Origin of the sequence: Micromonospora vulcania (assembly GCF_042658605.1) — a bacterium.
GTDB classification, from domain to species: Bacteria; Actinomycetota; Actinomycetes; order Mycobacteriales; family Micromonosporaceae; genus Micromonospora; species Micromonospora vulcania.
This window is the reverse complement of sequence record NZ_JBHSQS010000007.1, coordinates 381,192-408,120: the sequence shown is the minus strand read 5'-3', so window position 1 is coordinate 408,120 and position 26,929 is coordinate 381,192. Positions and strand designations below refer to the sequence as shown.

Sequence of the window (26,929 nt, the reverse complement as noted above, 5' to 3'; positions counted from 1 at the left end):
CGCCCTTGGGCAGGCACACGCCCACCGCGTCACCCGGGGCAACGCCGGCCCGCGTCAACGCCCCGGCCAGGGTCAACGCCCGTCCGGCCAGCTCACCGTAGGACACCGCCACCTGATCGCCGAGCAACGCCGGGCGCCTCGGCTCGCGTGCCGCCCAGGCGAAGAACCCGTCGTGCAACCGGCGCACCGGAAGGGTCGCCGTCGTGTCGTCGGCCCGCTGTCGGACCGCCCGCTGCCGCTCGGGCAGCAGGTCGACCGCCACTCCGTCCCAGTCGTCGTGGGTCAGCCGGGTCAACAGCCCGACGTACGCGGCGAACATCGCCTCCGACACGCCGGGCGGGAACAGCTCGGCCACCACGTCCCAGTTCAGGTACAGGCCGCCCTCGCGCTCGGTGACCTGGTTGTCCAGCCACACCTGCGGGGTCTGCGAGCTGGTCCACACCGGGTCGCCGAAGCACTCCCGTACGTCGGCGCCGAACAGGTCGCCGAGGCTCAGCGCGCTGGTGAAGACCACCGGCGCGAGCACACCCCGGTCCGAGCGGGTACGGGCCAGGTCGCGCAGCACGTCCACCCCGGAGTACGCGGTGTGCGCCACGTCCCGGGCGAACTGCTCGGACAGTCGGCGGGCGCGCTCGACGAACGACACCTCGTCGGTGGCGTCGACCTCCAGCAGCAGCAGGTTGGTGAAGTCCCCGCTGAGCAGCGGCACGTCCGGGTGGTAGGGCGTCCGGTCGTACAGCGGGAGGTTGAGCAGGAAGCGCTGCCGGCTGCTCCACGCGGCCAGGACCTCGGCGAAGGCGGTCAGGAAGACCATCGACAGTGTGACGCCGTGCTCGCGGGCGCGAGCGGCGAGCCGGTCCCGGTCGGTGCCGGCGAGCCAGTGGTGATGCCGGACCACCCGCTGCCCGGAGATCCGTTCCGGGGCGACGGCCACCGGCAGGTCGGGGCCGCCGGGCAGCTCGGACACCCGGTCCCGCCAGTAGTGGGCCGCGGCCTCCCGGGCGTCGGCCCGGCGTCGCTCGTGGGTGGCCAGGTAACGGGGGTAGCTGTAGTCGATGGCCGGCAGCGGCTCGTCGGGACGGGCGTAGAGGCGGGCGAGGTCGGCGAGGAGCACCCGGAAGCTGTGCGCGTCGGCGACCAGCATCTCGATCTCCACGTGCATCCGGGTCGCCCCGTCGGGCAGTAGCGAGAGCTGGATGTCGAACACCTCGCCCCGGTCCACCCGCAGGCTGCGGTGCGACAGCGTGGCGCGCAGGTCGGCGAGCCGCCGGTCCCGGTCGGCGGCCGGCAGGTCGCGCAGGTCGTGCACGCTCAGGCCGGGCCAGGCGCCGTCGGGGGTGATCTGCTGCCGGCCGTCGTCCAGGAAGCGGGCCCGGAGCATGTCGTGCCGGCGGACCAGCGCCCGGATCGCGCGTCGCAGCCGTGCCGGATCCACCTGCCGGCCGTCGAACTCGTTGTAGAAGTGCGCGCCGACACCGCCGAGGGCCTGGTCTCCGGCGCGTCCGACCCAGTACGCGTGCTGCATGGTCGCCAGGGCGAACGGCTCGTCCGGGTCAACCGTCACCTCGTCCTCGATCGGCTCGGGCGCGGCCGGCTGCGCCAGCGCGTGCCACTGCCGGACGGTGCGGTGCTCGATGAGCTGGGCGAAGCTGAGCTCCGCGCCTGCGGCGGCCCAATGGGCGGCGAGCCGCATCAGCCCGATCGAGTCGAGGCCGCGTTCCAGCAGGTCGTCGTCGGGCGACACCGGCTCCTCGAGCAGCGCCGCGACGTCGGCGCACATGCCGTCCAGGGTCAGCGTGGTCAGCACTGGCATGTCTACTCCCGACACAGGTCAGGCGCCCGGGACGCGGATCGAGCGGTCGGCGAACCCGATGAGGTCCAGTTGCTCCAGGCCGGCGCGGACCCGGGGGGTCAGCAGGCCGATGTTGGCCAGGGCGGTGACCACCCGGGCGAAGATGGCCTGCCGGTACTTGATCATCAGCTCGTTGTGCGAGGCGAAGTCGACGCCCTCGGTCCGGTCGACCTCGATGCGTTCCCAGACGTCCTCCAGCAGGAACCGGCGCCGCATCAGGCTCGCCGAGTCGAGCACCATCTCCTCGCGGTCGGCCAGCTCGGCGCTGGTCATCTCCCGGTAGATGCCCTCCAGCGACAGCACCCCGAACGAGACGTGCCGGGCCTCGTCCCGGGCGACCAGCCGGGTGATGTCGCAGATGAGGCGGTCGTGGAAGGTGCTGTTGGCCAGCCGGAACGCCGCCATCGCCAGCGCCTCGACCACGATCTGCATGCCCAGCGCGGTGATGTCCCAACGGGAGTCGGACAGCAGATCCTCGATCAGCTCGGACAACGCCGGGTTGATCGGGTACGGGTGCGGCACGTTCTCCCGCAGGTAGCGCGAGAACACCTCGACGTGCCGGGCCTCGTCGGCGGCCTGACTGGCGGCGTAGTACTTGCTGTCGAGGTCGGGCACCACCTCGACCAGGCGCGCGGCGACGACCAGCGCGCCCTGTTCACCGTGCAGGAACTGGCTCACCATCCACGACTGCAGCTCCCAGCGGAAGGTGTCCCACATCGGGCGGCCCCGCCGCGCCAGCGGGGACGCCTCGAAGGACGCCATGGCGAACGCGGAGTCGTCCGGCAGCGGCTCGCCGAACGGCACCTCGATCGACCAGTCGATGTCCGTGCTGGCGTTCCACTGCGCGCTCTTGGCCCGCTCGTAGAGCGAGAGCACCCGGGGCATCTCGGACTCGTACCGCCACGTCAGCCGCGCACGCACGGGCGTGGTCACCGACAGACCAGACATGCGCCCAAGGTACCGAGAGACAACACAAGATGCCAGACCCTTGATGACAGATACAACAGCGAGCGGTACGGTCGCACCGTGGCACCCCGACCCGTACCGGCCTCCGTGGGGCAGCGGCTGCTCGGCATCATCGAGCACTACCGGGCGGACCACGGGGCGTTGAACTGCCCGCTGCTGTGCCGCCTCACCGGCGAGATCGACCTGACGGCGCTGCGCGACGCGCTCACCACGCTGACCGCCCGGCACGAGGCGCTGCGGACCACCTTCGTGGGGCGGGGTCCGCGGTTGTCCCAGCTCGTGCACGAGCCGCAGCCCGTCGCGCTGACCGTGGTCGACCTGCGCGGCGAGCCGGACCCGCAGCTCGCGACGGACGCGGCCGTCACCGCCGAGCTGGCCACCCGGGTGGACGTCGCACAGTGGCCGACCCGGGCCATCGCCTGGCGGGTCACCGACCACGAGGTGGTCCTCTGCTTCACCATGCACCACCTGGTCACCGACGCCTGGTCCTGCGGGCTGCTCTTCGAGGAGCTGCGCGCGCTCTACGCCGACCCGCGCGTCGAACTGCCCCCGGTGTCCTGGCAGTACCCGGAGTTCGTGGCCTGGCAGGAGGGCAGGCTCGCCGGCTCGGACCTGGACCGCCAGCGCGACTTCTGGCGTACGCAGCTGACCGGGCTGCGGCTGCCGCGCCTGCCGTACCGTGAGCCACCGCCGCAGGCCACCCCCGGCGTGCTCGGCCGCGACCTGGACGCCACCGTCGCCGCCGGAATGCGCGACCTGGCCCGGCGGCACCGCACCACGCTGTTCACCGTGGCGCTGGCCGTCTACTACGCGGTCCTGCACCGGGTGACCGGGCAGGGCGACCTCGCCGTCGCCTCGCTGTTCGCCAACCGGACCAGGCCGGAGAGCCAACGCACGGTCGGCTTCTGCGCCAACATGGTGGTGCTGCGGACCCGGCTACCGCCGTTCGCCACCTTCCAGGGCCTGCTGGAGGCGACCCACTCGACGACCGCCGCGGCCTTCGCCAACCAGGAGCAGCCCTACCAGGCCGTGTCGACCGGCAGCGCCAACCTGGGCGGTCGGGTCGACGACGTGGTGTTCCAGATGATGGCCGAGCTGGCACACAAGGTCAGCGTCGACGGCGTCGAGTTCGAGCTGCTGGTGCCCGAGGCGATCGGAAGCCGCTTCGGCACCGAGCTGGCGCTCGCCCCGCGCGGGGACGGCCTGCGGGTGGTGCTGTTCCACACGCCACGGCTGGCGCCGGCGGACGCCGTCCGGCTGCTCGACGGCTACGCCAGCGCCGCCCGGGCCGTGGTGGCCAACCCCGCCGCGGCACTGTCGACCCTGCTGCGCCGCTGAGCAGGCTGGCCCGGGATCAGCCGAGGATCAGCTCGGCGCCGCGCTCGCCGATCATGATGCTGGTCAGCGCGGCGGGCGCGCGCAGCGGCACCGGCACGATGGAGGCGTCCACCACCCGTAGGTTGGCCACACCCCGCACCCGGCAGTGACCGTCGATGACCGCGCCCGGGTCGTCCGCCGCACCCATCCGGGCGCCGCCGACCAGGTTGAGCCGGCTGTACGTGGTGGCGCGCAGCAGGTGGTCGAGCTGCTCGTCGTCGCCCACGACCGCGTCGTCCACGAGCGCGAACCGGGCCACCGTCTTGGTGAACGCGGCCTGGTTGGCGATCTCCCACGCGTGCCGGTACGCGTCACGCATACGGGCGAGGTCACCGTCGGCGGAGTAGAAGCCGAGGTCCACGACGGGCGGGGCGGTCGCGCCGGCGTCGCGTACCGAGATCCGCCCCCGCGACGCCATCGCCATGTCGCCGATCATCACCGTGTTGACCAGGTCCGCGCCGACGATCCGGTCCAGCCCCGCCCCGGCGCCCCGGGAGGTGCTCATGCCGGTGAACAGGCTCAGATAGAACGCCTGGTCGGCCGGGTGCCCGGGAATGCCGGCGAGCCGCGCGATGAGCTGCGTACGCGGCCAGTCGCCGCCGATCGTCTCCGGCTCGGGCACCACCAGGATGATCGCGCCGGGCTGGTCGATCACGTCGGCGCCCACGCCCGGCAGTTCGACCAGCGGCGTGATCCCGGCGGCCCGTAGCTCGTCGGCGGGGCCGATCCCCGATCGCAGCAGCAGCGCCGGGCTGTACGGAGAACCGGCGCAGAGGATCACCTCACCGGCGCCGATGCTCTCCCCACCGACCTGGACGCCCACCGCCCGCCCGTCGGCCAGCAGCACGCGCTCGACCTCGGCGTCACCCCGGACGACCAGGTTGGACCGGGACCGGGCCGGGTCGAGGTGGGTCAGGGTGGTGGACATCCGCAGCCGGTCCCGCCGGTTCTGCGGGTACGTCCCGATGCCGACGGCGTCGGGGGCGTTCATGTCCTCCTGGTAGTCGTGGCCGAGGCCGAGCGTGGCGTCCAGGAAGCCGTCCATCGCGGGCGTCAGCTCACCGCGCGACCAGCGGGTGATCGGGACGGGACCGGCCACGCCGTGGTAGTCGCGGTCGCCGAACTGCTGGTCGTGCTCCAACCGGCGAAACGCCGGCAACACCGCAGGCCAGTCCCACTCCGGCAGGCCACGCGCCCCCCAGGCGACGAAGTCGGCGGCGGGAGCCCGCATCGCGCCCCGGTCGTTGATCTGCGTCGAACCGCCGACGACCCGGCCCCGCCGCAGTGGCGCTTCTCGCCCGGCGACGACGGTCGCCCGCAGGTCCCAGTCGAAGCCGTCCTCGGCCTCCACCGAGCCGGTCCGCAGCACCTCGGGCACCGCCGCCCCGACCAGGTCGGGTCCGGCCTCCACCAGCAGGACGGACCGCCCGACGTCCTCGCTCAGCCGGGCCGCCAGCACCGCCCCCGCCGCTCCCGCGCCAACGATCACGTAGTCGTAGCGAAGCATGGGCACAGCGTAGCCGAATACACGACATGCCAGGACGCATCACATGTGCTATCCGCGATTCTTCATTAGACTCTCGTGTATGAGCAGAGGCCCGGAAGTCATCCCCACCCTGCGCTACCGCGACGCTCCCGCCGCCCTTCGATGGCTGGTGGACGTGGTCGGGTTCCGCGCGGCACTGGTCGTCCCCGGCCCGGACGACTCCATCAGTCACGCCCAGTTGACCTGGGGCAACGGCATGATCATGCTGAGTTCGGAGACGGACGGCAGCGACGGTCGGCTGGTGCTCGACGCCGGGCCGGCCTCGACCTATGTGGTGCTCGACGACATCGCGGCGCACTACGAGCGGGTGGTCGCGGCCGGCGCCGAGGTCGTGCAGAAGCTCCGCGACGAAGACTACGGCGGGCAGGGTTACTCGGTCCGCGACGCCGAGGGCAACCTGTGGAGCTTCGGCTCCTACCGACCCGGCTCCTCCTGACCACCACCGGTTGATCGCACCGACCACCGTGGCCTGATCGCACCGGCGGCCGGTGGGTCAGCCGTCCAGCAGCAGCCCGGCCAGCTCGGCCCGCAGATCCGTGACGGCGCCGTCGAAGGTGGCCAGCCACCACGCCCTGCGATACCAGTGGTGCAGCGGCTGCTCCCAGGTGAAGCCACTGCCGCCGTGGGTCTGGATGGCCACCTCGCAGGCCGTCATCGCGGCCTCGCGGGCCGCCACGCTGGCGGTGAGCACCGCCCGGTCGGCGACGAACTCCGGTTCCGCGTCGACCGCCCACGCCGCCCGGTAGGCCAACGACCGGGCCGTCTCGACCTGACCGTAGCTCTCGGCCAGCGGGTGGGCGACCGCCTGGTTCGCGCCGATCGGCTTACCGAACTGGGTCCGGGTGGCGGCGTACCGGGCGGCCCACGACAGGGCCCGCGCCGCCACGCCGACCGCCTCGGCGGCGAGGAGCGTCAGGGTCCGCCGGCGGATCAGCGCGAGCACGTCGGCGGCGGCGTCCGCGGCCACGAGGGGCGTCGACGGTACGCCGGTCAGCTCCACCGTCGCGACCGGTCGGGTCGGGTCGAGCGCCTGCGCACCGGCACGGCTCGGGTCCGGCCGTAACGCCGACGCGTCGACCAGGCGCAGCTCGACGCCCAGCGGGCCGGTCGCCGCCACCACCAGGTCCGCCGCGTCCACCAGGTGCGGCACCCGGATCTTGCGCCCGGTCAGCGTCCCGTCGGCGGCGACGGCGCAGCCCACCGCGCCGACCCCACGGGCGGCGGCCAGGGTGCCGGCGAGCGTGTCGGGGCCGTTCTCCTCGGCCCAGGCCAGCGTCGCGGGCCGCTCGACCGGGCGGCCCGCCGCGCGTAGTGCCGGGCCGGCCAGTCCCACCGCGGCCCACCACGGCACCGGGCTCCGCGCCCAGCCGAGCTGCTCGGCGAGCAGCGCCACCTCGACCGCGCCCAGCTCGGCGTCGAGCCAGCCCAGGTCGGCGACGTCCGTCCAGGCTGGGCCGTCCCCGGAGGCCCGGTCGTCGGCGAGATACTTCGCCGCGGTGTCCCGCAGCGACTCCTGCTCACCGGTCAGTGCGAAGTCCATCCGGTCTCTCCTCGTGCGGGGTGGCGGTCAGTAGGACCGGGGCAGGCCCAGTACGCGCTCGGCGACCAGGTTGCGCAGCACCTCGGAGGTGCCGCCCTCGATGGTGTTGGCGCGGCTGCGCAGCATCTGGTGTCGCCAGTAGGCGTCCCAGTCGTCCGGTTCGGAACCGGGGCCGGCCAGCTGGACGGCCAGGGTGGTCAGCCGCTGGTGCGCCTGCGACCAGCGCAACTTGATCACCGATGTCTCGGGGCCCGGCACCCCGGTACGCGCCAGCTCGGCGAGCCCCCGCCGGTTGGTCCACCGCAGACCCTCCAGCTCGACGTAGCGGGCGGCGATCTGGTCGCGTACCAGAGGGTCGTTGTCCCGGCCCCGGGCCCGGGCGGTCGCGACCAGCCGGCGGAACGCCACCTCCAGGCGGGCGGTCAGGGTGAACCCGAACGTGCCCCGCTCGTGGGCGAGAGTGGTCATCGCGACGCGCCACCCGTCGCCGATCTCGCCCACCACCGCGTCGAGCGGCACCCGGACCTCGTCGAACTCGATCTCGGCGAACTCCGACTCACCGGTCATCTGACGGATCGGGCGGACCGTGACGCCGGGCGAGGACAGGTCCACCAGCAGGCAGGACAGGCCCCGGTGGCGCCGCTGCTCCGGGTCGGTACGGGCCAGCAGCAGGCAGTGGTCGGCGAGTTGCGCGTACGACGACCACACCTTGCGCCCGGTCACCACCAGCTCGTCACCCTCGCGGCGGGCGACGGTCCGTACCGCGGACAGGTCGCTGCCGGCCTCCGGTTCGGAGAAGCCCTGACAGAAGATGACCTCCCCGGTGAGGATCCGCGGCAGGTACCAGGCGCGCTGCTCCGAAGATCCACGAGCGATGATCGTCGGCCCGACCATGCCGAGACCGATGACCCCGATGTGCTCGGCGGCCTCGGCACGGGCCGTCTCCTCCAGGTAGATCGCCTGGTACGCCGGGGACAGTCCGCGCCCGCCGTGCTCCGCGGGCCAGGTCAGACCGGCGTAGCCGGCGGCGTGCAGCGCGCAGGTGAAGGACCGCACCGCGGCGATGTCGTCCCACCGCCCGGGCGCGGGTGCTCCGTCCGGCCCGCTGGTCACCGGCACCGCGTCAGCCAGCCACTCCCGCAGCCCCGCCCGGAACTCCGCCTCGTCGGCGCTGTCACGCAGATCCATGCGCCGCATCGTACTCGTATCTGGTTTTGATCTGCAGTATCTTGTTTTCACGCGTTCCGACGCCGGAAGGGGTCCTCGATGGCCAGTCTCGCGGACGGCGCCGCGGTGCGGCAGACCGCGCCCGGCCGGTACCACGCCCACCTGGCCGAGGACTGGTCGGTGTGGGGGCCCAACGGCGGCTACCTGGCCGCGATCGCGCTACGCGCGGCCGGCGAGGAGGCCGGCGGCATGCTGCCGGTGAGCCTGAGCTGCCAGTTCCTCGCCCCACCCCGCTACGGCGAGGTCGACATCGAGGTCACTCGGGTGCACGGCACCCGGCGTGCCGTCGCCCTGCACGTCACTCTGCGGCAGCGCGGCCGGATCCTGCTCACCGCGCACGTCTGGACCATCGCCGCCGGCTTGGTCGGTCCCGAACGGCGGTGGATGCCGCCGCCGGACCTGCCCAAGCCCGACGAGCTGCCCAGCCTGGTCGAGCTGATGCGCCGCGACGGTCTGCCCGTGCTGCCGATCTGGGAGCGGTGCTACGAGGTACGGCTCTCCGGCTGGCCCGCCGGTGGCTGGACTCCGCAACGCGACGGCGTGCCGACCATCCGGGGCTGGCTGCGGCTGCACGAGGGGTTACCCGCCGACCCGGACCCCTGGCTGGCGGCGGCCCGGCTGGTCTTCGCCGTCGACGTGGTGCAGTTCCCGGCGGTCGTGCAGGCGTTCGAGCGGACCACCTTCATGGCCCCCAGCATGGACCTGTACGTGGGCTTTCAGGGCGGCGACGACGGCGGCGAGTGGCTGCTCGTGGAGGGCGAAGCCGCCGCCGCCACCGGTGGCGTGCTCGGCGCCCGGGCCCGGGTCTGGTCGGACACCGGGCTGCTGCTCGCGACCGGCGGCCAGCAGATGCTCTACCGGATGGCCAGCCCCGCCTGACCGACGCTCAACGGCCGGTGCGGTTGGCGAACCGGCGTACGGCCACCAGCAGGCACACCGTGCCCAGCCCGAGCACCCAGGCCAGCGTCTGCAGCACCGGGACCAGCACCGGACCGCCAGTGGACAGGCCGACCAGCGCCTCGGTGGCGACCGAGAACGGGTTCGCCCGCACCACCGGCTGCACCACCGAGGGGAACGCCGACACCGGCACGAACCCCGAGGAGAAGATGAACAGCAGAGTCGCCGGACCGGTCAGCGACGGTGGCAGCGACTCCTCGTCACCCGGGCCGGACCCCCGCCACAGCGCGATCGCCGCCCACAACAGGCCGAAGAGCGCGATCACCGCGAAGAAGCCGACGACGGCCAACGGCCCGGCGCGGAACCGGAAACCCAGCAGCACCGCCACGCCGGTGGTGAGCAACCCGATCAGGACGATGCGCAGCACGTCGCCGACGAGCCGACCGGCCAGCAGCGCGCCCGGTGTCACCGGCATCGTGCGCAGCCGGTCGACCAGCCCACCGCGCAGGTCGCGCAGGAAACCGACGGCGCTGGACGGCGAGCCGAACGCGGCGGTGGACAGCACCACCAGCGGCGCCAGCCGCTCCAGGTAGTGCTGCCGGTCGCCGTCACCGACGATCCGACCGAAGACCGCGTACTGGGTGAGCAGGAGCAGCACCGGGAACGCGAACGCGTACACCAGCGCGGGTGGGGCCCGGAAGAACCGGCGAAGGTTGCGCCCGGCGAACAGCGAGGCCTGCGTGACGGTGCTCATCGGCTCCTCCGAAACGAACGTGCCGCGGCGAAGCCGAACAGCAATCCCAGGACCAGCAACCAGACCAGGGCCGGCCACACCCTCTGCGTGGCCCCCTCGGTGGACAGCGCCCTCAGCGCGTCGACCTGGGCGGAGAACGGCGACACCTGCACCACCGGCTGCAACCAGCCCGGAAAGGCGTCGACCGGGACGAAGGCGGTGGAGACCGTGGTGAGCACCAGGTACGGCAGGGTCAACGCCGAGTACACCTGCTCGGGGTCACGGGCGCCCAGCCCCAGTGCCGCGCAGCCGGCCGCGAGCACCACCGCGAAGCCGACCGCCAGCAGTACGAAACCCGCCGCCCGTGCCGCTCCGGCGGTGAACCGGAATCCGACCAGCACGGCAGCGATCAGGATCACCGCCACCGCGACCGCGGCCCGGGCGGCGTCGACCACGAGCCGGGCCGACGGCACCACGGCGGCGCTCATCGGCAGCGTCCGGTAGCGGGCGATCAGACCGCTGCGGGCGTCGCCGGCGATCAGGTAGCAGGCCGACATGGCGACCAGGGCGGTGGTCTGCACGACGATCGCGGGTGGCAGGAACTGCTCGTAGGCGATCCCGTAGTCGGCCATCAGCCGGCGGAAGACCACCATGAAGCCGGCGAAGAAGGCCAGCGGGAAGATGACGGTCAGGCCGACCGACCGGCCGGCGCGTGCCTGCCGCAGGTTACGGGCGGCCAGGACGGCGAACTGCTGCAACGGGCTGGCCGCCGACGCGGCCGTGCTGCTCACCGGCCGGCCCCCGCCACGTCCCGCGCCACCGTCGACCGCTCTGAGCCGTCCACGTCGGGGGCCCCGGTCAGGGACAGGAAGACCTCGTCCAGGGTGGGCCGCCGGACGGTCACGTCATCGGCCTCGACGCCGGCCGATTCGAGCCGCCGGACCACCTCGGTGAGCGTGCCGGAGCCGGCGGCCAGCCGCAGCACGTCGTCGTCCTCGGTCAGCCCCGGGAAGGCGGCGCGCAGTTGTTCGGCCGCGACCGCGCGGGCCTGCGGGTCTCCCACCCGCACCTCGCAGACCGCGCCGCCGAGCTGACGCTTGAGTTCGTCGGGAGTGCCCTCGGCGACGATCCGGCCGTGGTCGATGAGCAGCACCCGCCCGGCCAGTTGGTCGGCCTCCTCCAGGTACTGCGTGGTGAGCAGCACGGCGGTCCCGCTGTCCCGCAGCTCCCGCACCACCTCCCACAGGGCCCGCCGACTGCGTGGGTCCAGACCGGTGGTCGGCTCGTCGAGGATGAGCACGGGTCGGTCGACCACCAGGCTCGCGGCCAGGTCGAGACGGCGCCGCAGACCGCCGGAGTAGGTGCGGACCGCGCCGCCGGCCACCTCGCCCAGGTCGAAACGTTCGACCAGCTCGTCGGCGCGCGCGGCGGCGGCGGACCGGCCGAGCCCGAGCAGCCGGCCGAACAGCACCAGGTTCTCCCGGCCGGTCAGCATCTCGTCGAGCGCCGCGAACTGGCCGGTGACCGCGATGCTGCGGCGTACCTCGGCGGCCTGGCTGACGACGTCGAAGCCGGCGACGCGGACGGTGCCGGCGTCCGGCTTCAGCAGCGTGGTGAGACAGTGGATCGTGGTGGTCTTGCCCGCGCCGTTGGGCCCGAGCAGGCCGACCACCTCACCGGCGGCGACCTCGAAGCCGACCCCGTCGACCGCGGCCGTGGCGCCGAACGACCGGCGCAGATCGCTGACCTGGATCATCTGTTGTGACATCGCACCACCCTCATGCCAGGAATCCCGGAACCATATCAACGCTCGTATGTGTAATGCCAGATACAAGAACCAGTTCGGTCAGCCGTCAACGGGGCTGCGCCGTCCCCTTCGTCGCTGCTCGGAGGACGCCGCGAAGGCCGCGCCGATCCGCCGCACGACACCCGAGCGCAGACACTCCCCGGCGATCCCCACGCTCGCCTCGATGTCGGCCGCTCCGGCCGTCCCATGACATATCACGCAAACACCGCGTACCCCCAGCAACGCTCCGCCCGGCTCGGCCTCGAGTCCGTTCCGCACCGCCTGGGTCACCCGCCGCTCCCGGTCCCGGGCCAGCGCCCCGATCGGCGAGAACGCCCGCACCGCGTCCAGCGCCAGGCCGACGGTGGCGTCCAGGGTGCGCTCGTGCATCTTCAACGCCACGTCACCGGTGAAACCGTCGGTCACCGCCACGTCGACCCGGCCACCGAGCACGTCGTACGCCTCGATCTGGCCGACGTAACCGGGCATGGTGGCCAGCAGGAGGTGCGCGTCACGGCGTACCGGCCCGCCCTTGACCGACTCGTGGCCGTTCGACAGCAGACCGACCCGGGGTCGGTCCAGCCCCAGCCGCACACGGGCGTACTCCGTGCCGAGCACCGCGAACTCGACCAGCCACTCCGGCACCGCCGCGGCGGTCGCACCGATGTCGAGCAGCACGGTCGGGCCCGCGCCGGGCACCGGCAGCACCGTCGCCAGGGCCGGATTGCTCACCCCCGGCACTCGGCCCAGCCGGACGGCCGCCGCGAGCACCGCGGCACCGGTGTTGCCCGGTGTCACCATGGCGTCGGCCCGGCCCGTCGCCACCTGCCCGGCCGCGACCAGCAGCGAGGAGCGCCGCTTCGCGTACGTCGCGGCCACCGGATCCTCGGCCATCGTGACCACGTCGGGGGCGTGCACCAGCCGTACGCCGGGCGGCGGAACACCGCCGGGCAGTAGGGGACGGATGAGCGCCTGCGGGCCGACCAGCACGACGTCCACCGTCGCGGCCGCGGCCAGCGCTCCGGCGACGACGGGCTCGGGCCCGAGGTCCGCTCCGGCGACGTCGACCGCCACCCGCAGCCGCCGCCCGCCGGTCTCGTCCGGTGTCATCGGGCACCTCACCAGAAATACGCGACAGCAGATACGAGATGCATGCTAGGGGCTATGCTCGCCCCATGGCTACGGCTGGACTGCTCCTCGCGGCCGGCGCGGGCCGCCGGTTCGGCGAGCCGAAGGCCCTCCTGCGCTACCGGGGGCGGCTGCTCGTGGAGCACGCCGCGGCGATCCTCACGGCGGCCGGCTGCCGGCCGGTCGTGGTGGTGCTCGGCGCACAGGCCGACCAGATCCGCGCCAGAACGCGGCTGCCCGAGGTGGTGCTGAACGACGACTGGGCGACGGGCATGGGATCCTCCCTGCGGGCCGGGCTGGCCGCCCTGACGTCCGGCACCGCCGAGGCCGCCGTGGTCACCCTGGTCGACATGCCCGGCCTCACCCCCCAGGCGGTACGCCGGGTCGCTCGCGACGCCACCGCCGACTCCCTCGCCGTGGCCACCTACCAGGACGGTCACCGCGGGCACCCGGTGCTGCTCGGGCGGCACCACTGGGCCGGCGTGGCCGAGGCGGCGGCCGGGGACCGGGGCGCACGGGACTACCTGCGCGCCCAGGGCGACGCGGTCCGGCTGGTCCCCTGCGCCGACGTCGCCGACGGCACCGACGTGGACCTGCCCGAGCAGGCCGCCGCCTTCGAAATCACCCGAGCGCTGGAGTGACCGAAGCTCAGTCTCCGTACCAGTAGAGCGCCAGGCCAGGATCGTGACGCCAGCGCACCAGCAACGCCCGTAGCGCCGCCACCAACCCACGCTCCTCGTCGTTAACCGCTGCCGCTTCCAGACGGTCGACCTCGGCATCGAGCTGCGGCAGATCCTCGTGAGCGAGTACACCGTCTGCCCATGGGTCAAGCTGGCCCAGGAACGAAAGGCGGTTACCACCGGCCGCATTCAGCAACGGCAGCAGCTCCTCGACACGCAGGTCGAGCAGCAGACCGCGTTCGTCCATCGTGGCCCACTCTTCGACATCAGCCCGATGGTGCTCGCGCCGCTGTGCCCGGGTAGCACGGCGCAGGCTTTTCGGACGCGGCGGCGACGAGGGGCGCAGCGCCAACAGCAGACCCATCCCGGTGAAGTTACGGCACTGTCCTTGGCCCGTGCCGGCAGGACCGCGATCGGGTCACCAACCCGCGCGGCACCGGGGTCAACGGGACATTGTGTAGAGGGTCAGCGCCGCCAGCGACGGCGCGTCGACGATGTCGCCAGCCAACACCATGGCACGGATCTGCGCGTCGGTGAACGACCGGTGCACCATGTCCTGCTCGGTCGCCTCGCGGTCCGGCTCCCCCTCGGTCAACCCGGTTGCCAGGTAGACGTCGAAGCCCTGCGTGGAATAGCCGTACGCCTCGTACAGGTGCCCCAGATGAGTGAACGTCTCCGCACGCAATCCGGTCTCCTCGGCCAACTCCTGACGAGCCAGCGCGGAGGCGCCGCCCCCGTCTCCGTGTCCCCAACTGCCCTGAGGGAATTCCCAGGCTCGCCGGCCAACTGGGTAGCGGAACTGCTCGACCAGCCAAAAGCCCTCAGTCCAGCGAGGCAGGACCAGCGCGGAGTCCGGCTTCTCCACCACCCCGTAGATGCCAGTCGAGCCGTCTGGCAGGCGAATGCGATCCTCCCGGACGGTCATCCAGGCGTTGGTGTAGACGGTCCGACTCTCCAAGCGCTCCATCGCAGGATGCTCGCAGGTCAACTGCGCCGGTCGAAACCTGGTCCCCGAGCCGCGCCCCCTGGCAGCCCTCGGCACGGCTGCGGCCGTTCCTGTCGTTGCTGGGCAAGTCGAAGGCGCTGGACGCGGCGAGCGCGGGCAAGCGGGTCCTGGCCGGGGTCCGCGCATTGCCGGCACTGGCCCGGCGGAAGGTGGGCATCAAGCCGCTGCTGCCGCGCGAGGTCGACGACAAACTCGTGCCGCCCGCGTGGCGCAAGGCGGTGTACGCCAACCCTGATCTGCCGCGGGGCGTGGTGGACCGGGACGCGTACGTGGTGTGCGTGCTGGAGCAGCTGCACCGGGCTCTGAACAGCCGGGACGTGTTCGCCTCGCCCTCGCACCGCTGGTCCAACCCGCGCCCGGCTGCTGGACGGGCCCGACTGGAACGCGGTCGAGGAGGACGTGCTGGCCGGGCTGAGCCTGGACATGCCCGTGGAGGAGCACCTGGCGGAGCTAATGCGGGGCCTGGACGCCGGGTGCAAGCAACTCGCCGAACGGCTTCAGGAGGCGGGGCCGGCGGCGAAGGTCTCCATCGAGGCGAAGGACGACGGGCGGGTGAAGCTGAACGTCGACAAGCTCGGCGCGCTCGGCGAGCCGAAGTCCCTAACCTGGCTGCGGGGGACGGCGTGCTGGAAGACCTGGCCCGCAACCGCGTGAACCTGAACAAGGTGATCACGCACTGGCCGGACCTGCTGAAGGTCGCCGGTTCCCTGGTCACCAACCAGGTCCGCGCCTACGACCTGCTGCGAATGCCCGGACGGGAGAACCGTTCGGTCCCGCTGGGGCAGGCGTTCGCCGAATACGGGTCGCATCGCCAAGACCGAGCACCTGCTGCGGGTGGTCGATCCGGTCGACGACACCTACCGCCGTCAGATGAATCGGCAGCTCACCGTGCAGGAGTCGCGGCACAAGCTCGCCCGGGACGTGTGCCACGGCAAGCGCGGCACCATCCACCAAGCGTACCGCGACGGGATGGGAGATGAGCTCGGCGCGCTCGGCCTGGTCCTCAACGCCATCGTGCTCTGGACGACGATGTACATCGACGCCGCCGTCGCCCAGCTCAAGGCCGAGGGCCACGAGAATCCGGGACGAGGACATCGCCCGGCTAGACCCCACGGGCCCTCCGGTGCTTCGGGGCGGGCGGTTCGAGCGTGGTGGTCCGACCGGAAGGGGGGCCATGGTGATGCCGGCTCCGCCCCCTTCCCCTCGGGGTCGACCGGTCCCCAGACGAAGTGCTGGGATGGGGCGGGCGGCTCAGGTGCCCGTTGGAGTGTGTCTGACCCGGGTGGCGCGGAGGCGTCGCAGGTGCTGCTGTACGGCGCTCCGGCTGAAGCTCAGGCACTTGACCTGGCTGTCGAGCCGGGCAAATTCGGCAGCGAACAGTGCGACCAGGTCGTCGTCTCCGTCGTCTGTCTCGTCCCCGTCCATCGGGTTCAATTGTCTGTCGCGGAGCAGCGGCAGGATGAGTCTGGTCGGCAGTCCTGATCTGACCAGGCTGCTCACCAGCGTTGCCTGTTCGATGTCCGCCTCCTGGTAGTGCCGGTAGCCGCTCGGTGCGCGCTGCGGTGTCAGCAGCCCCCGCTCCTCGTAGTACCGCAGCATCCGGATCGGAATCTGGGTACGCCTGGACAGCTCGCCGATCCGCATAAACCGCTCCTTGACTCTCACATCAATGAGAGACTCTACGGTACTGGCCATGACCCCTCAACCCTCCGGGCCCACAGCAAAAGCGCTGCCCCGGCTGCCCTGGCGAGCACTACTTCTCCTCTCCGGCGCGGCCTTCGCCACCGTCACCACCGAACTGCTGCCCGCGAGCCTGCTGCTGCAGCTCAGCGACGGCCTCGACATAACGCCCGCGACCGCCGGCGGACTGGTCGGGGCCTGGGCACTGACGATCGCTGTCGCCAGCGTCCCGCTGACCCGGCTGACCGCACGGGTACCGCGCCGGCGGCTCCTACCTGTCATCCTGCTGCTGCTCGCCCTGGCGACCACCGGCACCGCGCTCGCCCCCTCGTACGGATGGGCGCTCACCGGCCGGATCACCGCCGCCGCCGCGCACGGCCTCTTCTGGTCCCTGCTCGTGCCGACGGTGGCCACGCTCGTCCCGCCGGCGCGGATCGGCCGGGCGGTCTCGGTAGTGCTGGCCGGGCCCGCACTGGCCAGCATCGTCGGCATTCCGCTCGGCGCCACCGCCGGCGCCGCGCTCGGCTGGCGGGTCTCCTTCGCCGGGTTGGCGGCGCTGCTCGCACTGGCGGCCCTAGGCATCCGTACCCTGCCGCTGTCGGACGCGCCCCAACAGGCAGCACGGCAGGAAGGCCGCGACCCAGCGCTGTGGACCGTGCTCGGCGTCGCGCTGGCCGGAGGTCTCGTCATTACCGGCCACTTCCTGCTCTACACCTACATCGCCCCGCTACTCCAACAGTTCGGCGGGTACGACAACGCCACCAGCGGCATACTGCTGTTCGTCTTCGGGGCGGCCGGGGTGGTCGGCACCGTCGGGGCCGGATCGCTCTCTGACCGGTTCCCACGGCAGGCGCTAGGCTGGGTCAGTGCCGCCTTCGCCGGTAGCGCCGCCTCACTGCTACTACTCGATCTCCATCTCGCCGTGGCAGTCGTAGTGATCGCCGGCTGGGGCGTACTCATCGGGTTGCTGCCACCGGTCTTCCAGATGCACCTGCTTCGGATCGCCTCCCCCGGTCGGGAGGCCGCCTCCGGGGCGATCGGCATCACCGTGCTCAACCTCGGGATCGCCACCGGGGCGACGCTCGGCGGGGCGGTACTCGACAACTGGCAGGCCGGTGCCCTACCCGCCGTCGCGGCCATCGTCATCGCCATCGCCACCGTCGGGCTGGTGGTCAACGGTCTCCGGGGCCAGGGCACCGCCGGTGGTGCCGGAGCCGAGCACACCACCGATGCTGTCCCGGACGGTGATGACCCCCGAAGCGCAGCGGCGCCGGATCGCAGCGTCGCCGAAGCTGGCGAGGTGCGGTCGTGACGGCCGCCGTACCAGGGAGCGCGGCCGACGCCGCCGCACCCGCCCCCGACCTGATCCGCGTCAGTGTCATGGAGCGGTTCGGCGAACCCCAGGTGCTGCGTACGGTCCGGCGTCCACGACCCACACGAGCATCCGGACACGCCCTGGTCCGGGTACATGCGGCCTCGGTGAACTACGGCGAGACGAAGATCCGTCGGGGACTCGTACCGGAACTCGGGCCGCCACCGTTGGTGCTCGGCTCGGACCTCTCCGGCACCGTTGTCGAGGCCGAGCCGGGCGGCCGGTTCCGGGTCGGTGACGAGGTCTACGGCATCCACTTCATCGGCACCTACGCCGAGTACGTCTCAGTGCCGGAGGCGAGTCTGGCGACCAAACCCGTGACCATGAACCATGTAACCGCGGCAGCACTGCCGGTCGCGGCGCGCACCGCACTCGTCGCCATCTCCGAGTACGCTGCCCTGCGCGTCGGTCAGCGGATCCTGATCCACGCCGCGGCCGGCGGTGTCGGCCACCTCGCGGCGCAGCTCGCCCGGCACCGAGGCGCCTACGTTTTCGGCACGGCCCGGACCGCGCACCACCCGTTCCTCCGCGATCTCGGGGTGAACGAACCGATCGACTACACCAGGGTGGACTTCCGGAGCGTGGTCCGCGACGTCGACGTCGTCCTCGACCTAGTCGGCGGCGAGTACGGACAACGCTCCCTCGACTGCCTCCGCCCCGGCGGCCTCCTGCTCGGCGCGGCACTCGACCCGGGCGTGACCGAGGAGGACGCCGACCGCCGGGGCCGGCAGTACCAGTGGCTGGGCGGGACGCGGATGGCCCAGCCCCTCGACGTGGTACGTGACCTCGTTGACGCGGGACAACTCAAGGTCCACGTGGAGCGGACCTATCCGCTGTCCGAACTACCCGCCGCGCATGCCCACGCCGAAACTGGCCGGGTCACCGGGAAGCTCGTCATCACAATCGACGACGAACCGGCGGTCGGCTGGCCGACGCCGCCGTAGTCCGGCTCCCAGGCGGTGCCGCTACGGCTCGGTCCCCAGCTTTCGCACACCGACCCAACTTCGCACAGTCCCCGCAGGGTCAGGTAGCCCTGGCGCATTACTGCGCCGGGGCCGTGTTTCACCAGCGCCGCAGGCGCGGTCACCAAGACCGAACCGGCCGCCTGTCGGCAAACGATCGTTTGCCGACAGGCGGCCGACGTGCCCAATGAACCCGCGCAATCCGGGGGTTCGCGGCGGCGCGAATCCAATCAGATCCGATGGTGATTGCTGACAGGGTTTGACAACAGATAAGGTCCCATCCTCCGTACGCAGGGGCCCCTCGGTGGCGAACCTGGTCTACAAGCGGGTCTCGACAGACCAGCAGTCGACTGCCCGGCAGAACCGCGTCCTGGACGAGGCCGGGATTGAGGACCCGGTCGTCTTCGAGGAGGACCCGGGCACCTCCAGCCTCCTCCACCCGCTTCAGCGGCCGAAGTTCAGCGAGCTATTCACCTACGTCTGGGTGCTTGCCGGGCAGGAGTGAGACTTCTCGGCTGGACGCCACTGCTTGATTTCTCGTTTCGTGTCATTGGTTTCTCGCCAGGTGTCAGTAGGGGCTTGAGCTTGGCGGGCGGGTACGACGCTGCTCGCCGTGATGGTTGGGCGGCCGTTCATGTGCCCTCAATTGCTCGGCGGGTGCGGCTGCCGCGGAGCTGGTGCAGGTCGGGGATGTGGTTGTAGAGGGTGCCGACGCTGACGCCGAGCAGTTTGGCGATGGAGGTGAGGCTCGCGTCGGGGTTGGGCAGCATGTCGCGGGCCGCGCGGATGATCTCGGGGGTGACAACGCTGGGCCGGCCGCCGACGCGGCCTCGGGCGCGGGCGGCGGCCAGGCCCTCGCGGGTGCCGGAGACGATCAGTTCGCGGATGAACTCGGCGAGGGCGGCGAAGACGTGGAAGACGAGCCGGCCGCCGGGGGTGGTGGTGTCCAGGTTCTCGTGCAGGGAGGTGAACCCGACGCCGCGGGTGCGCAGGTCCCCGACGGTGGTGATGAGGTCTTGCAGGGATCGGGAGAGCCGGTCGAGGGCCGGGACGACGAGGGTGTCGCCGGCGGCCATGAATTCCAGGCACGCGGTGAGCTCGGGCCGTTCGGTGTCGCGGCCGGACAGTTTCTCGGCGAAGATCCGCCGGCAGCCGGCCGCCTTGAGCGCGTCGAGCTGTCGTTCGAGCTTCTGCCCGCCGGTCGACACCCGGGCATAGCCGATCTTGATCTGGGTGAGTTGCGCCGGCTCGGCGGCGAGCACTTCGGTGGGTTCCAGGGCGGCCGTCACGCCCGCAATCCTTTCAGAAAACGGTGCCGAGCAGGTTACTGAACACGCCGGTTTTTGAAGGAGTTTTTGAAGGCTCCGAGGGTCACGTTGATCATCCTTAGATGATCTTCATTAAACGAAGGTTTGTTGACGGCCCTCGGGGGGCGTCGGAACGAGAGTCACTAGGTCTGGGCCGCGTGTCGCAGCGAATGCCCGACGACTGGGCCGAGCCCGCCCCCGGCAACGCGCAGACCTCTCCCGCCTGTTGACGGCTGTATCCATGAGGTGTGCCAAGAGTTACATCGATACTCGTGGAGGTGGTTAGTTTGACCAAGCCCACAGGATCAGAACCCTGCGCCGCGCATCCGTCGCTGCATGCTGCGCTGCGGCCGTGTTCCTCGGCGCGATGCCCACCGCCGCGGTGGCATCGCCAGCACCATCGGTAGCGTCGCAGCCGTCATCACCCTCGCGGGCGGGTCACTTCGCGCCCTATCCGGGTGGTGGGGTCAGCCCACAGACGGAGTCGTCCGACATCACAGCCGGCGGCTGCAAGTACCGGCAGGCCGTTGATGACCCTCACCTCTCCGGTGGGGAGACCTCCGTCCACGGCTGGTGGATCAAGGTCTCCGGCAGTTGCCCCGCGAAATCAGACGTGGCGGTGGATTTGCAGGCCTACTTCTGTGACTCCATCTCGTGCTACTGGGTGACGGTCGGGTCGGGCAGCGGCAGGTACGCCCCCGGGGGTGGCTCCTCTAGCCGCGCCACTGCAAGAAAGGCCTGCGCGAACTCCTCGACGGTCGGCTGGCAAGGCGTCGTGGACGTGGATCTACCCGGGATAATTGACCCGTCCGGTAAAACTACGGGAACCTACCAAAACCTCGCATGCAGCCCCTGACCGCCTCTGCGCCAATTCGCATCCCCTAGGCTGCAAAGCTTGTTTCAATAGGACGTGCTCCAGCCGCACCAGCGTCGGAGCGCGCCGTAGCAGCCGATCAGGGTTGAACGGGTCTACCGCAGTCGGCACCAACGCGGGACCTCCGAGGAAGTGAGCGACGTGGACAGCGGTTGGCACGCACACCCTGACGCCGCTGACGATCACGCCGATCTTCGCCCGGTCAACCCAGGACGAGTCGTAGGGCTGGGTGCGATCTGCGACATCCGACCTGAACGCCTTGACGACCCGGACGCCCAGAGCTTCTCGGTCACTGAGTTCGCAGCACTGGATGACGCCCGCCACGTGATCTTGGATAACGCTCGTGGCTTCACGATCGGCTGGACGTCCGGTAGGACACGCGACGATGCTGTCCCGGACCACGTGGCCCGGGACAGCATCGTCCAAGCGACGTTGAACGCCGTTCTTCCTGACGACGACGAGACCCCCGAGGCACACCCATGGGCGGAGCTGGCCGACCTGGCTCGGGCTCGCGGCCTGAAGGTTTCTGCCGAAGACCTGCGCGGTCTTCCATACGACGTGATCCTCACCGACGACGTGCTCTGCTGGCTCGCAAAACCCTGAGGCCGACGCCGGCCACCGCTACCAAGTCCTCGTCCACGAAAGTGAAGCCCCCGGTCTACTCGCGCCCGGTCTAAGGTGACTTTTCGTTCCGATGCTCCCCGAGGGCCTCTGCGTCGCCGGCCCGCTCAGCGACCGGATGCGAGGGCTGGTCCAGGCCCCAGTCGTAGGCGATATCCACCCTCGCACTGTACGACCGCGGCCGCCGCCCGTGCTCCTGTTGGGCCAGCTCAGGAGGCGTCGACCGGACGGGCCCACCGGTAGGGCTCTATGCCTCGGCCGGAACCTCTGCGGGAGTGCTCGTGAGGCGCAGCGCGAACATCACGTCGGGGTGGATCTTCACTCGTGGTCCGAGGTGTGGCCTGTCGGGGTCGGCAGGACCGGCCGCGTCGTCGGGCAGGGCCAGGCCCCGGGCGATGAGGTTCTGGTAGAGGTCATACGGCGTTGGGCGCTGTTCTGATCGCTCGTCGGGGAACGGTGCGAGCAGTCGGTCGTGGACCAGCCGCATCGCCTCGGCTGCTTCCTGCGGGCGTAGCGGTTCCCCGGCGCGATCGTTGGCGAGCAGCCGGGTCTGGATGTCGGCGGGGACGCTGCCGGCGAGGATCAGGTAGGCGAGGCGCTGGTCGGTGACGATCAGTCGAAGCGGCGTCGCCGCGAGGTGGGCTTGCGCTGTGGCGAGCGCGGCGTTGAGCCGGTCTTCGGTCCAGTCGAGCGCGTCGAGGACCTGGCGGATGCTCATGGTGCGGTAGGTGGCGGCGAGGGCCAGCAGCACCTGGTCGTCGCCGGCGGTTGTCGGCGCGGTTGGTTCGGGGTGCTTCTCGCTGGTGATGATGAGGTCGTCGATGCTCATGGCGAGGATTTGCGACAGTCGGACGAGCACCTGCAGGGAGATGCTGCGCTGGTCGAGGTCGTCGTTGAAATCGCTCAGGCGTACGCCGAGCAGGGAGGTCAGGGCGTTGTCGGAAAGCCCGACCTCGCCGGCGCGGGTGCGGATGCGCGCGTAGTCGAGGGTGGCGTTGACGATCGCGGCGATCATGGCGGGGGTCCGTTCTTGGCGTGCAGTGGGTGGCTGATCCACCAGCCCTTCGCGTCGAGGTGCCAGGGCCTGCCGAAGTGCTGGGCGGGGATGGGTAGCGGCAGCGCGCACGTTTCGGCGGTGACAACCAGCGTCGCGGCGCTCGCTCCGATGCCGGTGGAGAGCAGCCGGTGGTTTCGCTCCGGGCCACGGAGGTGCTGGAATGTCCGCGCGGCGGCCATCAGCGGTCGGGCCGGGTCGGGGATGTGGTAGCCGACCGCGCCGTCCGCTACCCAGGTCGTCGCGCGCATCGCCGTGATGTGCAGGACGGTCGCGTCGTCGGACAGGGCGCTGAGCGGCACCGGGGTCAACAGGTCCGGGGACAGGCCGGTGAAGTACACGGCGGTCAGCGCGGCGGCGTGCACCGGGTTGGCGACGCCGGCGCGCAGCCGTGCGGCGGTGTGCTCGGTGAAGTCCAGGGTCGTCATGCCGGGCCCGCTGGCGATGTCGAGGTTGTCGGGCAGCGCGAGGTGCAGCCCGTGCAGCAGGAACCCGGCCTGGGCCCCGCGCAGCCGGGCGAGGGTGTGCCGGCGCGACGGGCTGTCGACGACGAGCCCGGAGAGGAACACCTGCAGTCCGACGGTGTCGTCCCACGCCCGTGGGTACCGGACGTTGTCGGCGTCCGGGTCGACGCAGAGCAGACCGGCGGCGATCTCACGCAGCGTGGAAGCGGTGTATCGGGCGTCGAGCAGATCCAGTCCCGCGTTGACCTGGCTCGCGGGCAGGTACCGAGGGAAGATCGACCGGCCGACGTCGTGGCGTGGAGTGAAGTCGCTGTTGTGCCCGTCGGGGTGTTGAGACAGCCAGGCGCACGCCGTGGTCAGGCCGTGCGTGTAGACGGCGTCGACCAGGGCGAAGTCGGCCGCCGACAGCCGCCGGTAGGCCTCAGCGCGGAACCGGTGCACGTCAGCAAGAGGTAGGCGTGGCAGTTCCGCGACCGGCGGCCCGGGCAGGGTCGCCGGTCGTACCGGTGCCGGCGGGGGCAGCACGGCGGACAGGTTGGTGGTCTCCCGGCAGTCGACGTCGGCGAGTACCGCCATGACCTCGGCCGGGAGCGCGCGGGCGTGGCAGACCAGCACGAGATGTACGCCGGTGCGCTGCGCTATCTCGATCAGCCGCTCGCACCCGGACGGCAAGATCCGGTGTGCCCGCAGCACGACCAGGTGTGTGACCCGGTCGGCGATCATCCACGCGGTGACGGCGGTGAACGCCGCAGCGGCGCTGGCGACCAGCTCGCCGGCCAGCCGGCCTACCGGGCGGCCCAGCGCGTTGAGCAGGTCGTGGGCCAGGTACCTGGTGCTGCTGACCGCCGGCGTGGGGTGCACCACGACATACCCGGCGGCCGGGTCGTGCGCCCCCAGCAGTTTCCGGGTGACCGCCACGTCGTCGTCGGTGTCGAACAGCACCGTCACCCGAGCCGGCCCAGCGTCGAGCTGCTCGACGTCAGCCACTGAGGCCGCCGAGCCGGCTGAACACCCATTGCAGCAGCTCCCGGTCGACGCGGCTGCGCTCGGTGCGGGCCAGGCCGGTCACGACGTGCGAGGTGATTCTCGCCCAGGCGCGGAAGTTGCCATGCCCAGCGTGGGTGTCGGTGAAGGCAATGTCCTCGATGTCGGCGTCGGCCCAGACCGGGTGAAAGGCCGGGATGATCTCCAGGACCTGCGCTCGGGTCATTCGCCGGAACTCCTGCCAGACGTAGACCCGGCTTGACAGCATCGGCTCGCGGCGCAGCACCTTGTAGCAGTCGCCACCGCCGACGAACACGATCGCGATGTCGGTACGCGGGTCGTCCCACAGGTGCCGCCAGAACTCGAAGCACTCCCGCGAGAGCCACTGCGCCTCGTCGCAGACCAGCACCCGGAACCGCTCAGCCAGCACGTCCTTGAGCAGCGAGTCGAACTCGATCGGGGCCGCGGGCGGGTGCCCGCCGATGCCGAGGGCATCGAAGAGCACGTGCCGGATGTCGCGGGGCGTGGGCCGGGCCCGGAACTGCACCCGGTAGACGTCCTCCGGCGCCAGGGTGCGCAGCGAAGCGTTGACCGACAGGGTCTTTCCGAGACCGGCGTCGCCGTGCACGCACATCATCGCCTTCGCGGCGACCACGTCGGCGAGGTTGTCGCGGGTCGTTAGCAGCGACTGGGTAGCCACGATGTTCGCCCCAGCCAGTCCGAGGTAGTGATCCACGCGCCCGTCGATGTCCAGCCAGGCGCTCACCGGTCACCGCCACCGCGAGCAGTGCGGGGCAGCACCCAGCCAGGGGCCGGCGGGCCGAGCGGCAGCAGCCCCGGCCGGGCCACCCTCGCCAGCTCGAGGTCGTCGGCGTCGGCCAGCTCCGCGGCGGCCTCCGCCGCGGTGACCGCGCCGACCGGCTCGGCCGGGCCGGGCGCGGTCTGCGCGGCGTAGCGCTGCCGGCGGGGCTTCTCCACCGCGCGCAGGTCGGCCTCCAGCTTGGCCTTGCGGGCGCCTCGCGTCCGGCGTAGTTGCTGGATTTGCTCCCGGCTGGCCTGGTCGGCCAACGTCGCCGAGCCCAGGGGTGTGCCGGTGCGAGCGTCGAACACCTCGACCTCGTGATCGTGGTGCGGCATCCAGCGCAGCCGCACCTGCGTGCCGACCAGCCCGGTCATCCACGGCCCGACGTAATGCCGGGAGCGCCACTGCACACCCTTGGTGGTGATCTTGCGGACCTTGCCGTCGTCTTCCAAGGTGAACAGCCGCAGATCCTCCGGCGGGACCGTGCTCAGCGGTGTCGGGTCAGCCAGCCACGCCTGCAGCGGGGTACGCCCGCCGAGAACGTCCATCCGGTGTTCGGTGTTCCACCAACGAACCCAGTCCAACAGGGCGGTGACGAACGCCTCGTACATCAACGCCGGCGCGTCGGGGTCGGCCGTACGCCGGTTCGCCAACCTCGGCGCCTGGGTGTAGCGGGGCAACTCCGAGAAGAACATCGTCTTCGCGGCGTTGTTCAACGTCTCGACCGAGCCCTTCAGATGCGGCGTGTAGCCCGGCAGGTCCTCGACACCGACGGCGAACACGCCCAGCGCCGCCGCCACCGTCTTGGACAGGAAGTCCTTGCCCCGGTCCATCCGGACCCGCTCCGGCAGCCCACCCGGCGCCCCGTACGGCTCCTTCAGGCTGATCGCCGCGCGCAGAGCGGCCAGGATGGACTCCCGGCTCGGCGGCCCAGCCGTGACCGCCGTGCCGCACACCCCGTTGGTCGCACAGTCGACGAACCAAGTCACCCAGGGCTTGAGTAGGCGGCCCTCGACGTCGACCTCGACCGGCACCTCCACGTGGTCGGTCTCCCAGGCGGCGTTGCGGTAGGTAGCCGGCCGTTGCAGGAACACGTCGAACGCCCGAGCGGCGTGCTCGCCCTTACGCAGCCCGGCTCGCTCACCCGGCGACAGGTCCCGCGCCACCGCCCGCTGCAACATCGTCATGCTCGGCGCCGCTGGTCCGCCCGCTGCGGCGGCCGCGACCAGCTCCCGGTGCACCGCCGAGACGTTGCCCCGCCAGTACGCCAGCCGCCGGCGCAGCGCCAGGTCCACGACGAACCGGTCCCGAGGCTCGGCCGTCGCCCGGCCGGTCGTCTCGGCCTGCTGAAGCCACCGCCACACCGTCCGAATGTCCACGCCGAGGCTGGCCGCAGCCAGCTCCACATGCGCGGTCGTACGCAGTCCGGTCGCCTGCAACGCCAGCAGCCGCCGCACTGTGGCCTCCCGCAACACGCGAGCCTCGACGGTCTCCTGCGACGACGCCTGCGTTCCCATGACGAACCCCCAGGCCGAGCAGGGCGTGCCGTCAGCAAACCCAACGGATGATCAATGATCGCAGGGGACCGTACGGGACCGGCGCCGCATCGCACCGCACATGGTGATCTTTGCCGCACTGACATCAGCGGGAAACCACTGACATCCGGCGAGAACTACTGACAGCCAGGCGAGAAATCGCCGGGCCCTGCCCCCACCCTGGTGCCCGCCACCAAGGACGTCCAGCGGCAGGCACCAGGTCATGCGGCTACTCGACCTCGTCGTCGTAGTCGTCCGGGTCCTGCGGATCGTTGCGGTCCGCGGCATCCTGCGCCCGGTCATCGAAGCCGCTCGCCGCGGTCGGTGAGTCCGGGTCGCGTTCGGCCGCCGCGCTGATGCGGTCGGCGGACTCGTGATCCATCTGTTCAGAACGGGCCATGACGGTTCCTCCGTCGGCTCGCGCCCCGGTTACGCCAGGGGCTACACGGACCCGGCCAACCCACGTTGACCAGGTCATCCGATCCCCGGGCTACGTCGACGCCTGGCCCGCTCCGTGCAGGCTGCCCAATGGTCGC

The 26,929-nt window shown here is 71.4% G+C and carries 27 protein-coding genes and 2 pseudogenes; 11 read left to right on the top strand and 18 right to left on the bottom strand.

The window, feature by feature from the left end:
• A partial coding sequence (locus ACFQGL_RS14890) for a condensation domain-containing protein (RefSeq protein ID WP_377511628.1) occupies positions 1 to 1,813 on the bottom strand: 1,813 nt, incomplete at its 3' end.
• 18 nt (positions 1,814 to 1,831) lie between these two features.
• Complete coding sequence (locus tag ACFQGL_RS14885) at positions 1,832 to 2,800, bottom strand: ferritin-like domain-containing protein (protein WP_377511625.1); 969 nt, start codon at positions 2,798 to 2,800, stop codon at positions 1,832 to 1,834.
• Positions 2,801 to 2,878: 78 nt separating this feature from the next.
• Between ACFQGL_RS14885 and ACFQGL_RS14880 the strand changes: the two genes are divergently transcribed.
• Positions 2,879 to 4,156, top strand: a complete 1,278-nt coding sequence (locus tag ACFQGL_RS14880) for a condensation domain-containing protein (protein ID WP_377511622.1) — start codon at positions 2,879 to 2,881, stop codon at positions 4,154 to 4,156.
• Positions 4,157 to 4,172: 16 nt separating this feature from the next.
• Here the strand turns inward: ACFQGL_RS14880 and ACFQGL_RS14875 are convergent, their stop codons facing one another.
• Positions 4,173 to 5,702, bottom strand: a complete 1,530-nt coding sequence (locus tag ACFQGL_RS14875; protein ID WP_377511619.1) for a GMC family oxidoreductase — start codon at positions 5,700 to 5,702, stop codon at positions 4,173 to 4,175.
• 79 nt (positions 5,703 to 5,781) lie between these two features.
• On the opposite strand from ACFQGL_RS14875, the gene ACFQGL_RS14870 reads away from it, so the two are divergent.
• Positions 5,782 to 6,177 (top strand): VOC family protein, encoded by a 396-nt coding sequence (locus ACFQGL_RS14870; protein WP_377511616.1) that lies wholly within the window; start codon positions 5,782 to 5,784, stop codon positions 6,175 to 6,177.
• Between the two features lie 57 nt (positions 6,178 to 6,234).
• Here ACFQGL_RS14870 and ACFQGL_RS14865 read toward each other — a convergent pair whose 3' ends face one another.
• Together ACFQGL_RS14865 and ACFQGL_RS14860 are read right to left on the bottom strand one after the other, a co-directional pair.
• Entirely contained in the window at positions 6,235 to 7,281 is a 1,047-nt protein-coding gene (locus ACFQGL_RS14865; RefSeq protein ID WP_377511613.1) for an acyl-CoA dehydrogenase family protein, read from the bottom strand.
• Positions 7,282 to 7,308: 27 nt separating this feature from the next.
• A complete protein-coding gene (locus ACFQGL_RS14860) occupies positions 7,309 to 8,469 on the bottom strand; it encodes an acyl-CoA dehydrogenase family protein (RefSeq protein WP_377511611.1) in 1,161 nt (386 codons plus the stop codon).
• A gap of 78 nt (positions 8,470 to 8,547) precedes the next feature.
• On the opposite strand from ACFQGL_RS14860, the gene ACFQGL_RS14855 reads away from it, so the two are divergent.
• A complete protein-coding gene (locus tag ACFQGL_RS14855; protein ID WP_377511608.1) occupies positions 8,548 to 9,387 on the top strand; it encodes an acyl-CoA thioesterase in 840 nt (279 codons plus the stop codon).
• Between the two features lie 7 nt (positions 9,388 to 9,394).
• On the opposite strand, the gene ACFQGL_RS14850 is transcribed toward ACFQGL_RS14855, so the two are convergent.
• From ACFQGL_RS14850 to ACFQGL_RS14835, 4 genes are all read right to left on the bottom strand, one after another.
• Complete coding sequence (locus ACFQGL_RS14850) at positions 9,395 to 10,159, bottom strand: ABC transporter permease (protein WP_377511605.1); 765 nt, start codon at positions 10,157 to 10,159, stop codon at positions 9,395 to 9,397.
• The gene (locus ACFQGL_RS14845; protein WP_377511602.1) at positions 10,156 to 10,929 is read right to left on the bottom strand and encodes an ABC transporter permease; all 774 of its coding nucleotides are present in this window, start codon (positions 10,927 to 10,929) and stop codon (positions 10,156 to 10,158) included. Before ACFQGL_RS14845 ends, ACFQGL_RS14850 begins: the two co-directional genes overlap by 4 nt.
• Positions 10,926 to 11,906, bottom strand: coding sequence for an ATP-binding cassette domain-containing protein (locus ACFQGL_RS14840; protein ID WP_377511599.1), 981 nt, complete (start codon positions 11,904 to 11,906; stop codon positions 10,926 to 10,928). Before ACFQGL_RS14840 ends, ACFQGL_RS14845 begins: the two co-directional genes overlap by 4 nt.
• A 78-nt stretch (positions 11,907 to 11,984) precedes the next feature.
• The gene (locus ACFQGL_RS14835; protein ID WP_377511596.1) at positions 11,985 to 13,034 is read right to left on the bottom strand and encodes a phosphate acyltransferase PlsX; all 1,050 of its coding nucleotides are present in this window, start codon (positions 13,032 to 13,034) and stop codon (positions 11,985 to 11,987) included.
• Positions 13,035 to 13,099: 65 nt separating this feature from the next.
• On the opposite strand from ACFQGL_RS14835, the gene ACFQGL_RS14830 reads away from it, so the two are divergent.
• A complete protein-coding gene (locus tag ACFQGL_RS14830) occupies positions 13,100 to 13,693 on the top strand; it encodes a nucleotidyltransferase family protein (protein ID WP_377511593.1) in 594 nt (197 codons plus the stop codon).
• A gap of 7 nt (positions 13,694 to 13,700) precedes the next feature.
• Here the strand turns inward: ACFQGL_RS14830 and ACFQGL_RS14825 are convergent, their stop codons facing one another.
• Together ACFQGL_RS14825 and ACFQGL_RS14820 are read right to left on the bottom strand one after the other, a co-directional pair.
• Entirely contained in the window at positions 13,701 to 14,096 is a 396-nt protein-coding gene (locus ACFQGL_RS14825; RefSeq protein ID WP_377511590.1) for a hypothetical protein, read from the bottom strand.
• Positions 14,097 to 14,174: 78 nt separating this feature from the next.
• Positions 14,175 to 14,699 (bottom strand): NUDIX domain-containing protein, encoded by a 525-nt coding sequence (locus ACFQGL_RS14820; RefSeq protein ID WP_377511587.1) that lies wholly within the window; start codon positions 14,697 to 14,699, stop codon positions 14,175 to 14,177.
• 438 nt (positions 14,700 to 15,137) lie between these two features.
• Here ACFQGL_RS14820 and ACFQGL_RS14815 point away from each other — a divergent pair, with 438 nt between their 5' ends.
• The 3 genes and pseudogenes from ACFQGL_RS14815 to ACFQGL_RS14805 all read left to right on the top strand — a co-directional run.
• Positions 15,138 to 15,392: a hypothetical protein gene (locus ACFQGL_RS14815; protein ID WP_377511584.1), complete on the top strand. Its 255-nt coding sequence runs from the start codon at positions 15,138 to 15,140 to the stop codon at positions 15,390 to 15,392.
• Positions 15,362 to 15,481, top strand: a pseudogene (locus tag ACFQGL_RS14810) (Tn3 family transposase); the annotation flags it as partial. The gene ACFQGL_RS14815 and the pseudogene ACFQGL_RS14810, both read left to right, overlap by 31 nt.
• A 64-nt stretch (positions 15,482 to 15,545) precedes the next feature.
• Positions 15,546 to 15,803: pseudogene (locus ACFQGL_RS14805) on the top strand (Tn3 family transposase); the annotation flags it as partial.
• A 186-nt stretch (positions 15,804 to 15,989) separates the two neighbouring features.
• Here the strand turns inward: ACFQGL_RS14805 and ACFQGL_RS14800 are convergent.
• Entirely contained in the window at positions 15,990 to 16,382 is a 393-nt protein-coding gene (locus ACFQGL_RS14800; protein ID WP_377511581.1) for a MerR family transcriptional regulator, read from the bottom strand.
• Between the two features lie 49 nt (positions 16,383 to 16,431).
• Between ACFQGL_RS14800 and ACFQGL_RS14795 the strand changes: the two genes are divergently transcribed.
• The 3 genes from ACFQGL_RS14795 to ACFQGL_RS14785 all read left to right on the top strand — a co-directional run bounded on the left by ACFQGL_RS14795 (position 16,432) and on the right by ACFQGL_RS14785 (position 19,257).
• Positions 16,432 to 17,730 carry an MFS transporter gene (locus ACFQGL_RS14795; protein WP_377511578.1) on the top strand — a complete coding sequence of 433 codons (1,299 nt, stop codon included), beginning with the start codon at positions 16,432 to 16,434 and terminating at the stop codon, positions 17,728 to 17,730.
• Positions 17,727 to 18,734, top strand: coding sequence for an NADP-dependent oxidoreductase (locus tag ACFQGL_RS14790; protein WP_377511575.1), 1,008 nt, complete (start codon positions 17,727 to 17,729; stop codon positions 18,732 to 18,734). Before ACFQGL_RS14795 ends, ACFQGL_RS14790 begins: the two co-directional genes overlap by 4 nt.
• Before the next feature lie 322 nt (positions 18,735 to 19,056).
• Positions 19,057 to 19,257: a recombinase family protein gene (locus ACFQGL_RS14785; RefSeq protein ID WP_377511573.1), complete on the top strand. Its 201-nt coding sequence runs from the start codon at positions 19,057 to 19,059 to the stop codon at positions 19,255 to 19,257.
• A 127-nt stretch (positions 19,258 to 19,384) separates the two neighbouring features.
• Here the strand turns inward: ACFQGL_RS14785 and ACFQGL_RS14780 are convergent, their stop codons facing one another.
• Positions 19,385 to 20,041, bottom strand: a complete 657-nt coding sequence (locus ACFQGL_RS14780; protein ID WP_377511570.1) for a recombinase family protein — start codon at positions 20,039 to 20,041, stop codon at positions 19,385 to 19,387.
• Positions 20,042 to 21,065: 1,024 nt separating this feature from the next.
• Between ACFQGL_RS14780 and ACFQGL_RS14775 the strand changes: the two genes are divergently transcribed.
• Positions 21,066 to 21,536 (top strand): hypothetical protein, encoded by a 471-nt coding sequence (locus tag ACFQGL_RS14775; protein ID WP_377511567.1) that lies wholly within the window; start codon positions 21,066 to 21,068, stop codon positions 21,534 to 21,536.
• A 265-nt stretch (positions 21,537 to 21,801) separates the two neighbouring features.
• Here ACFQGL_RS14775 and ACFQGL_RS14770 read toward each other — a convergent pair whose 3' ends face one another.
• The 5 genes from ACFQGL_RS14770 to ACFQGL_RS14750 form a co-directional block, all read right to left on the bottom strand.
• Positions 21,802 to 22,569, bottom strand: a complete 768-nt coding sequence (locus tag ACFQGL_RS14770; RefSeq protein WP_377511564.1) for a hypothetical protein — start codon at positions 22,567 to 22,569, stop codon at positions 21,802 to 21,804.
• A complete protein-coding gene (locus ACFQGL_RS14765) occupies positions 22,566 to 24,059 on the bottom strand; it encodes a hypothetical protein (RefSeq protein ID WP_377511561.1) in 1,494 nt (497 codons plus the stop codon). The genes ACFQGL_RS14770 and ACFQGL_RS14765 overlap by 4 nt, the downstream gene beginning before the upstream one ends.
• On the bottom strand, positions 24,052 to 24,822 hold the full coding sequence (locus ACFQGL_RS14760) for an AAA family ATPase (protein WP_377511558.1): 771 nt from the start codon (positions 24,820 to 24,822) through the stop codon (positions 24,052 to 24,054). Before ACFQGL_RS14760 ends, ACFQGL_RS14765 begins: the two co-directional genes overlap by 8 nt.
• Positions 24,819 to 26,315: a Mu transposase C-terminal domain-containing protein gene (locus ACFQGL_RS14755; RefSeq protein ID WP_377511664.1), complete on the bottom strand. Its 1,497-nt coding sequence runs from the start codon at positions 26,313 to 26,315 to the stop codon at positions 24,819 to 24,821. The genes ACFQGL_RS14760 and ACFQGL_RS14755 overlap by 4 nt, the downstream gene beginning before the upstream one ends.
• 307 nt (positions 26,316 to 26,622) lie before the next feature.
• On the bottom strand, positions 26,623 to 26,793 hold the full coding sequence (locus ACFQGL_RS14750) for a hypothetical protein (RefSeq protein ID WP_377511555.1): 171 nt from the start codon (positions 26,791 to 26,793) through the stop codon (positions 26,623 to 26,625).
• Positions 26,794 to 26,929 lie beyond the last annotated feature (136 nt).

What these genes read in the sequence shown, in the direction of transcription:
- ACFQGL_RS14820 (WP_377511587.1), bottom strand. Translation starts at nt 14,699, where the DNA reads ATGGAGCGCTTGGAGAGTCGGACCGTCTACACCAACGCCTGGATGACC.
- ACFQGL_RS14825 (WP_377511590.1), bottom strand. Translation starts at nt 14,096, where the DNA reads ATGGGTCTGCTGTTGGCGCTGCGCCCCTCGTCGCCGCCGCGTCCGAAA.
- ACFQGL_RS14750 (WP_377511555.1), bottom strand. Translation starts at nt 26,793, where the DNA reads ATGGCCCGTTCTGAACAGATGGATCACGAGTCCGCCGACCGCATCAGC.
- ACFQGL_RS14885 (WP_377511625.1), bottom strand. Translation starts at nt 2,800, where the DNA reads ATGTCTGGTCTGTCGGTGACCACGCCCGTGCGTGCGCGGCTGACGTGG.
- ACFQGL_RS14855 (WP_377511608.1), top strand. Translation starts at nt 8,548, where the DNA reads ATGGCCAGTCTCGCGGACGGCGCCGCGGTGCGGCAGACCGCGCCCGGC.
- ACFQGL_RS14830 (WP_377511593.1), top strand. Translation starts at nt 13,100, where the DNA reads ATGGCTACGGCTGGACTGCTCCTCGCGGCCGGCGCGGGCCGCCGGTTC.
- ACFQGL_RS14860 (WP_377511611.1), bottom strand. Translation starts at nt 8,469, where the DNA reads ATGGATCTGCGTGACAGCGCCGACGAGGCGGAGTTCCGGGCGGGGCTG.
- ACFQGL_RS14795 (WP_377511578.1), top strand. Translation starts at nt 16,432, where the DNA reads ATGACCCCTCAACCCTCCGGGCCCACAGCAAAAGCGCTGCCCCGGCTG.
- ACFQGL_RS14850 (WP_377511605.1), bottom strand. Translation starts at nt 10,159, where the DNA reads ATGAGCACCGTCACGCAGGCCTCGCTGTTCGCCGGGCGCAACCTTCGC.
- ACFQGL_RS14875 (WP_377511619.1), bottom strand. Translation starts at nt 5,702, where the DNA reads ATGCTTCGCTACGACTACGTGATCGTTGGCGCGGGAGCGGCGGGGGCG.
- ACFQGL_RS14770 (WP_377511564.1), bottom strand. Translation starts at nt 22,569, where the DNA reads ATGATCGCCGCGATCGTCAACGCCACCCTCGACTACGCGCGCATCCGC.
- ACFQGL_RS14870 (WP_377511616.1), top strand. Translation starts at nt 5,782, where the DNA reads ATGAGCAGAGGCCCGGAAGTCATCCCCACCCTGCGCTACCGCGACGCT.
- ACFQGL_RS14800 (WP_377511581.1), bottom strand. Translation starts at nt 16,382, where the DNA reads ATGCGGATCGGCGAGCTGTCCAGGCGTACCCAGATTCCGATCCGGATG.
- ACFQGL_RS14835 (WP_377511596.1), bottom strand. Translation starts at nt 13,034, where the DNA reads ATGACACCGGACGAGACCGGCGGGCGGCGGCTGCGGGTGGCGGTCGAC.
- ACFQGL_RS14840 (WP_377511599.1), bottom strand. Translation starts at nt 11,906, where the DNA reads ATGTCACAACAGATGATCCAGGTCAGCGATCTGCGCCGGTCGTTCGGC.
- ACFQGL_RS14865 (WP_377511613.1), bottom strand. Translation starts at nt 7,281, where the DNA reads ATGGACTTCGCACTGACCGGTGAGCAGGAGTCGCTGCGGGACACCGCG.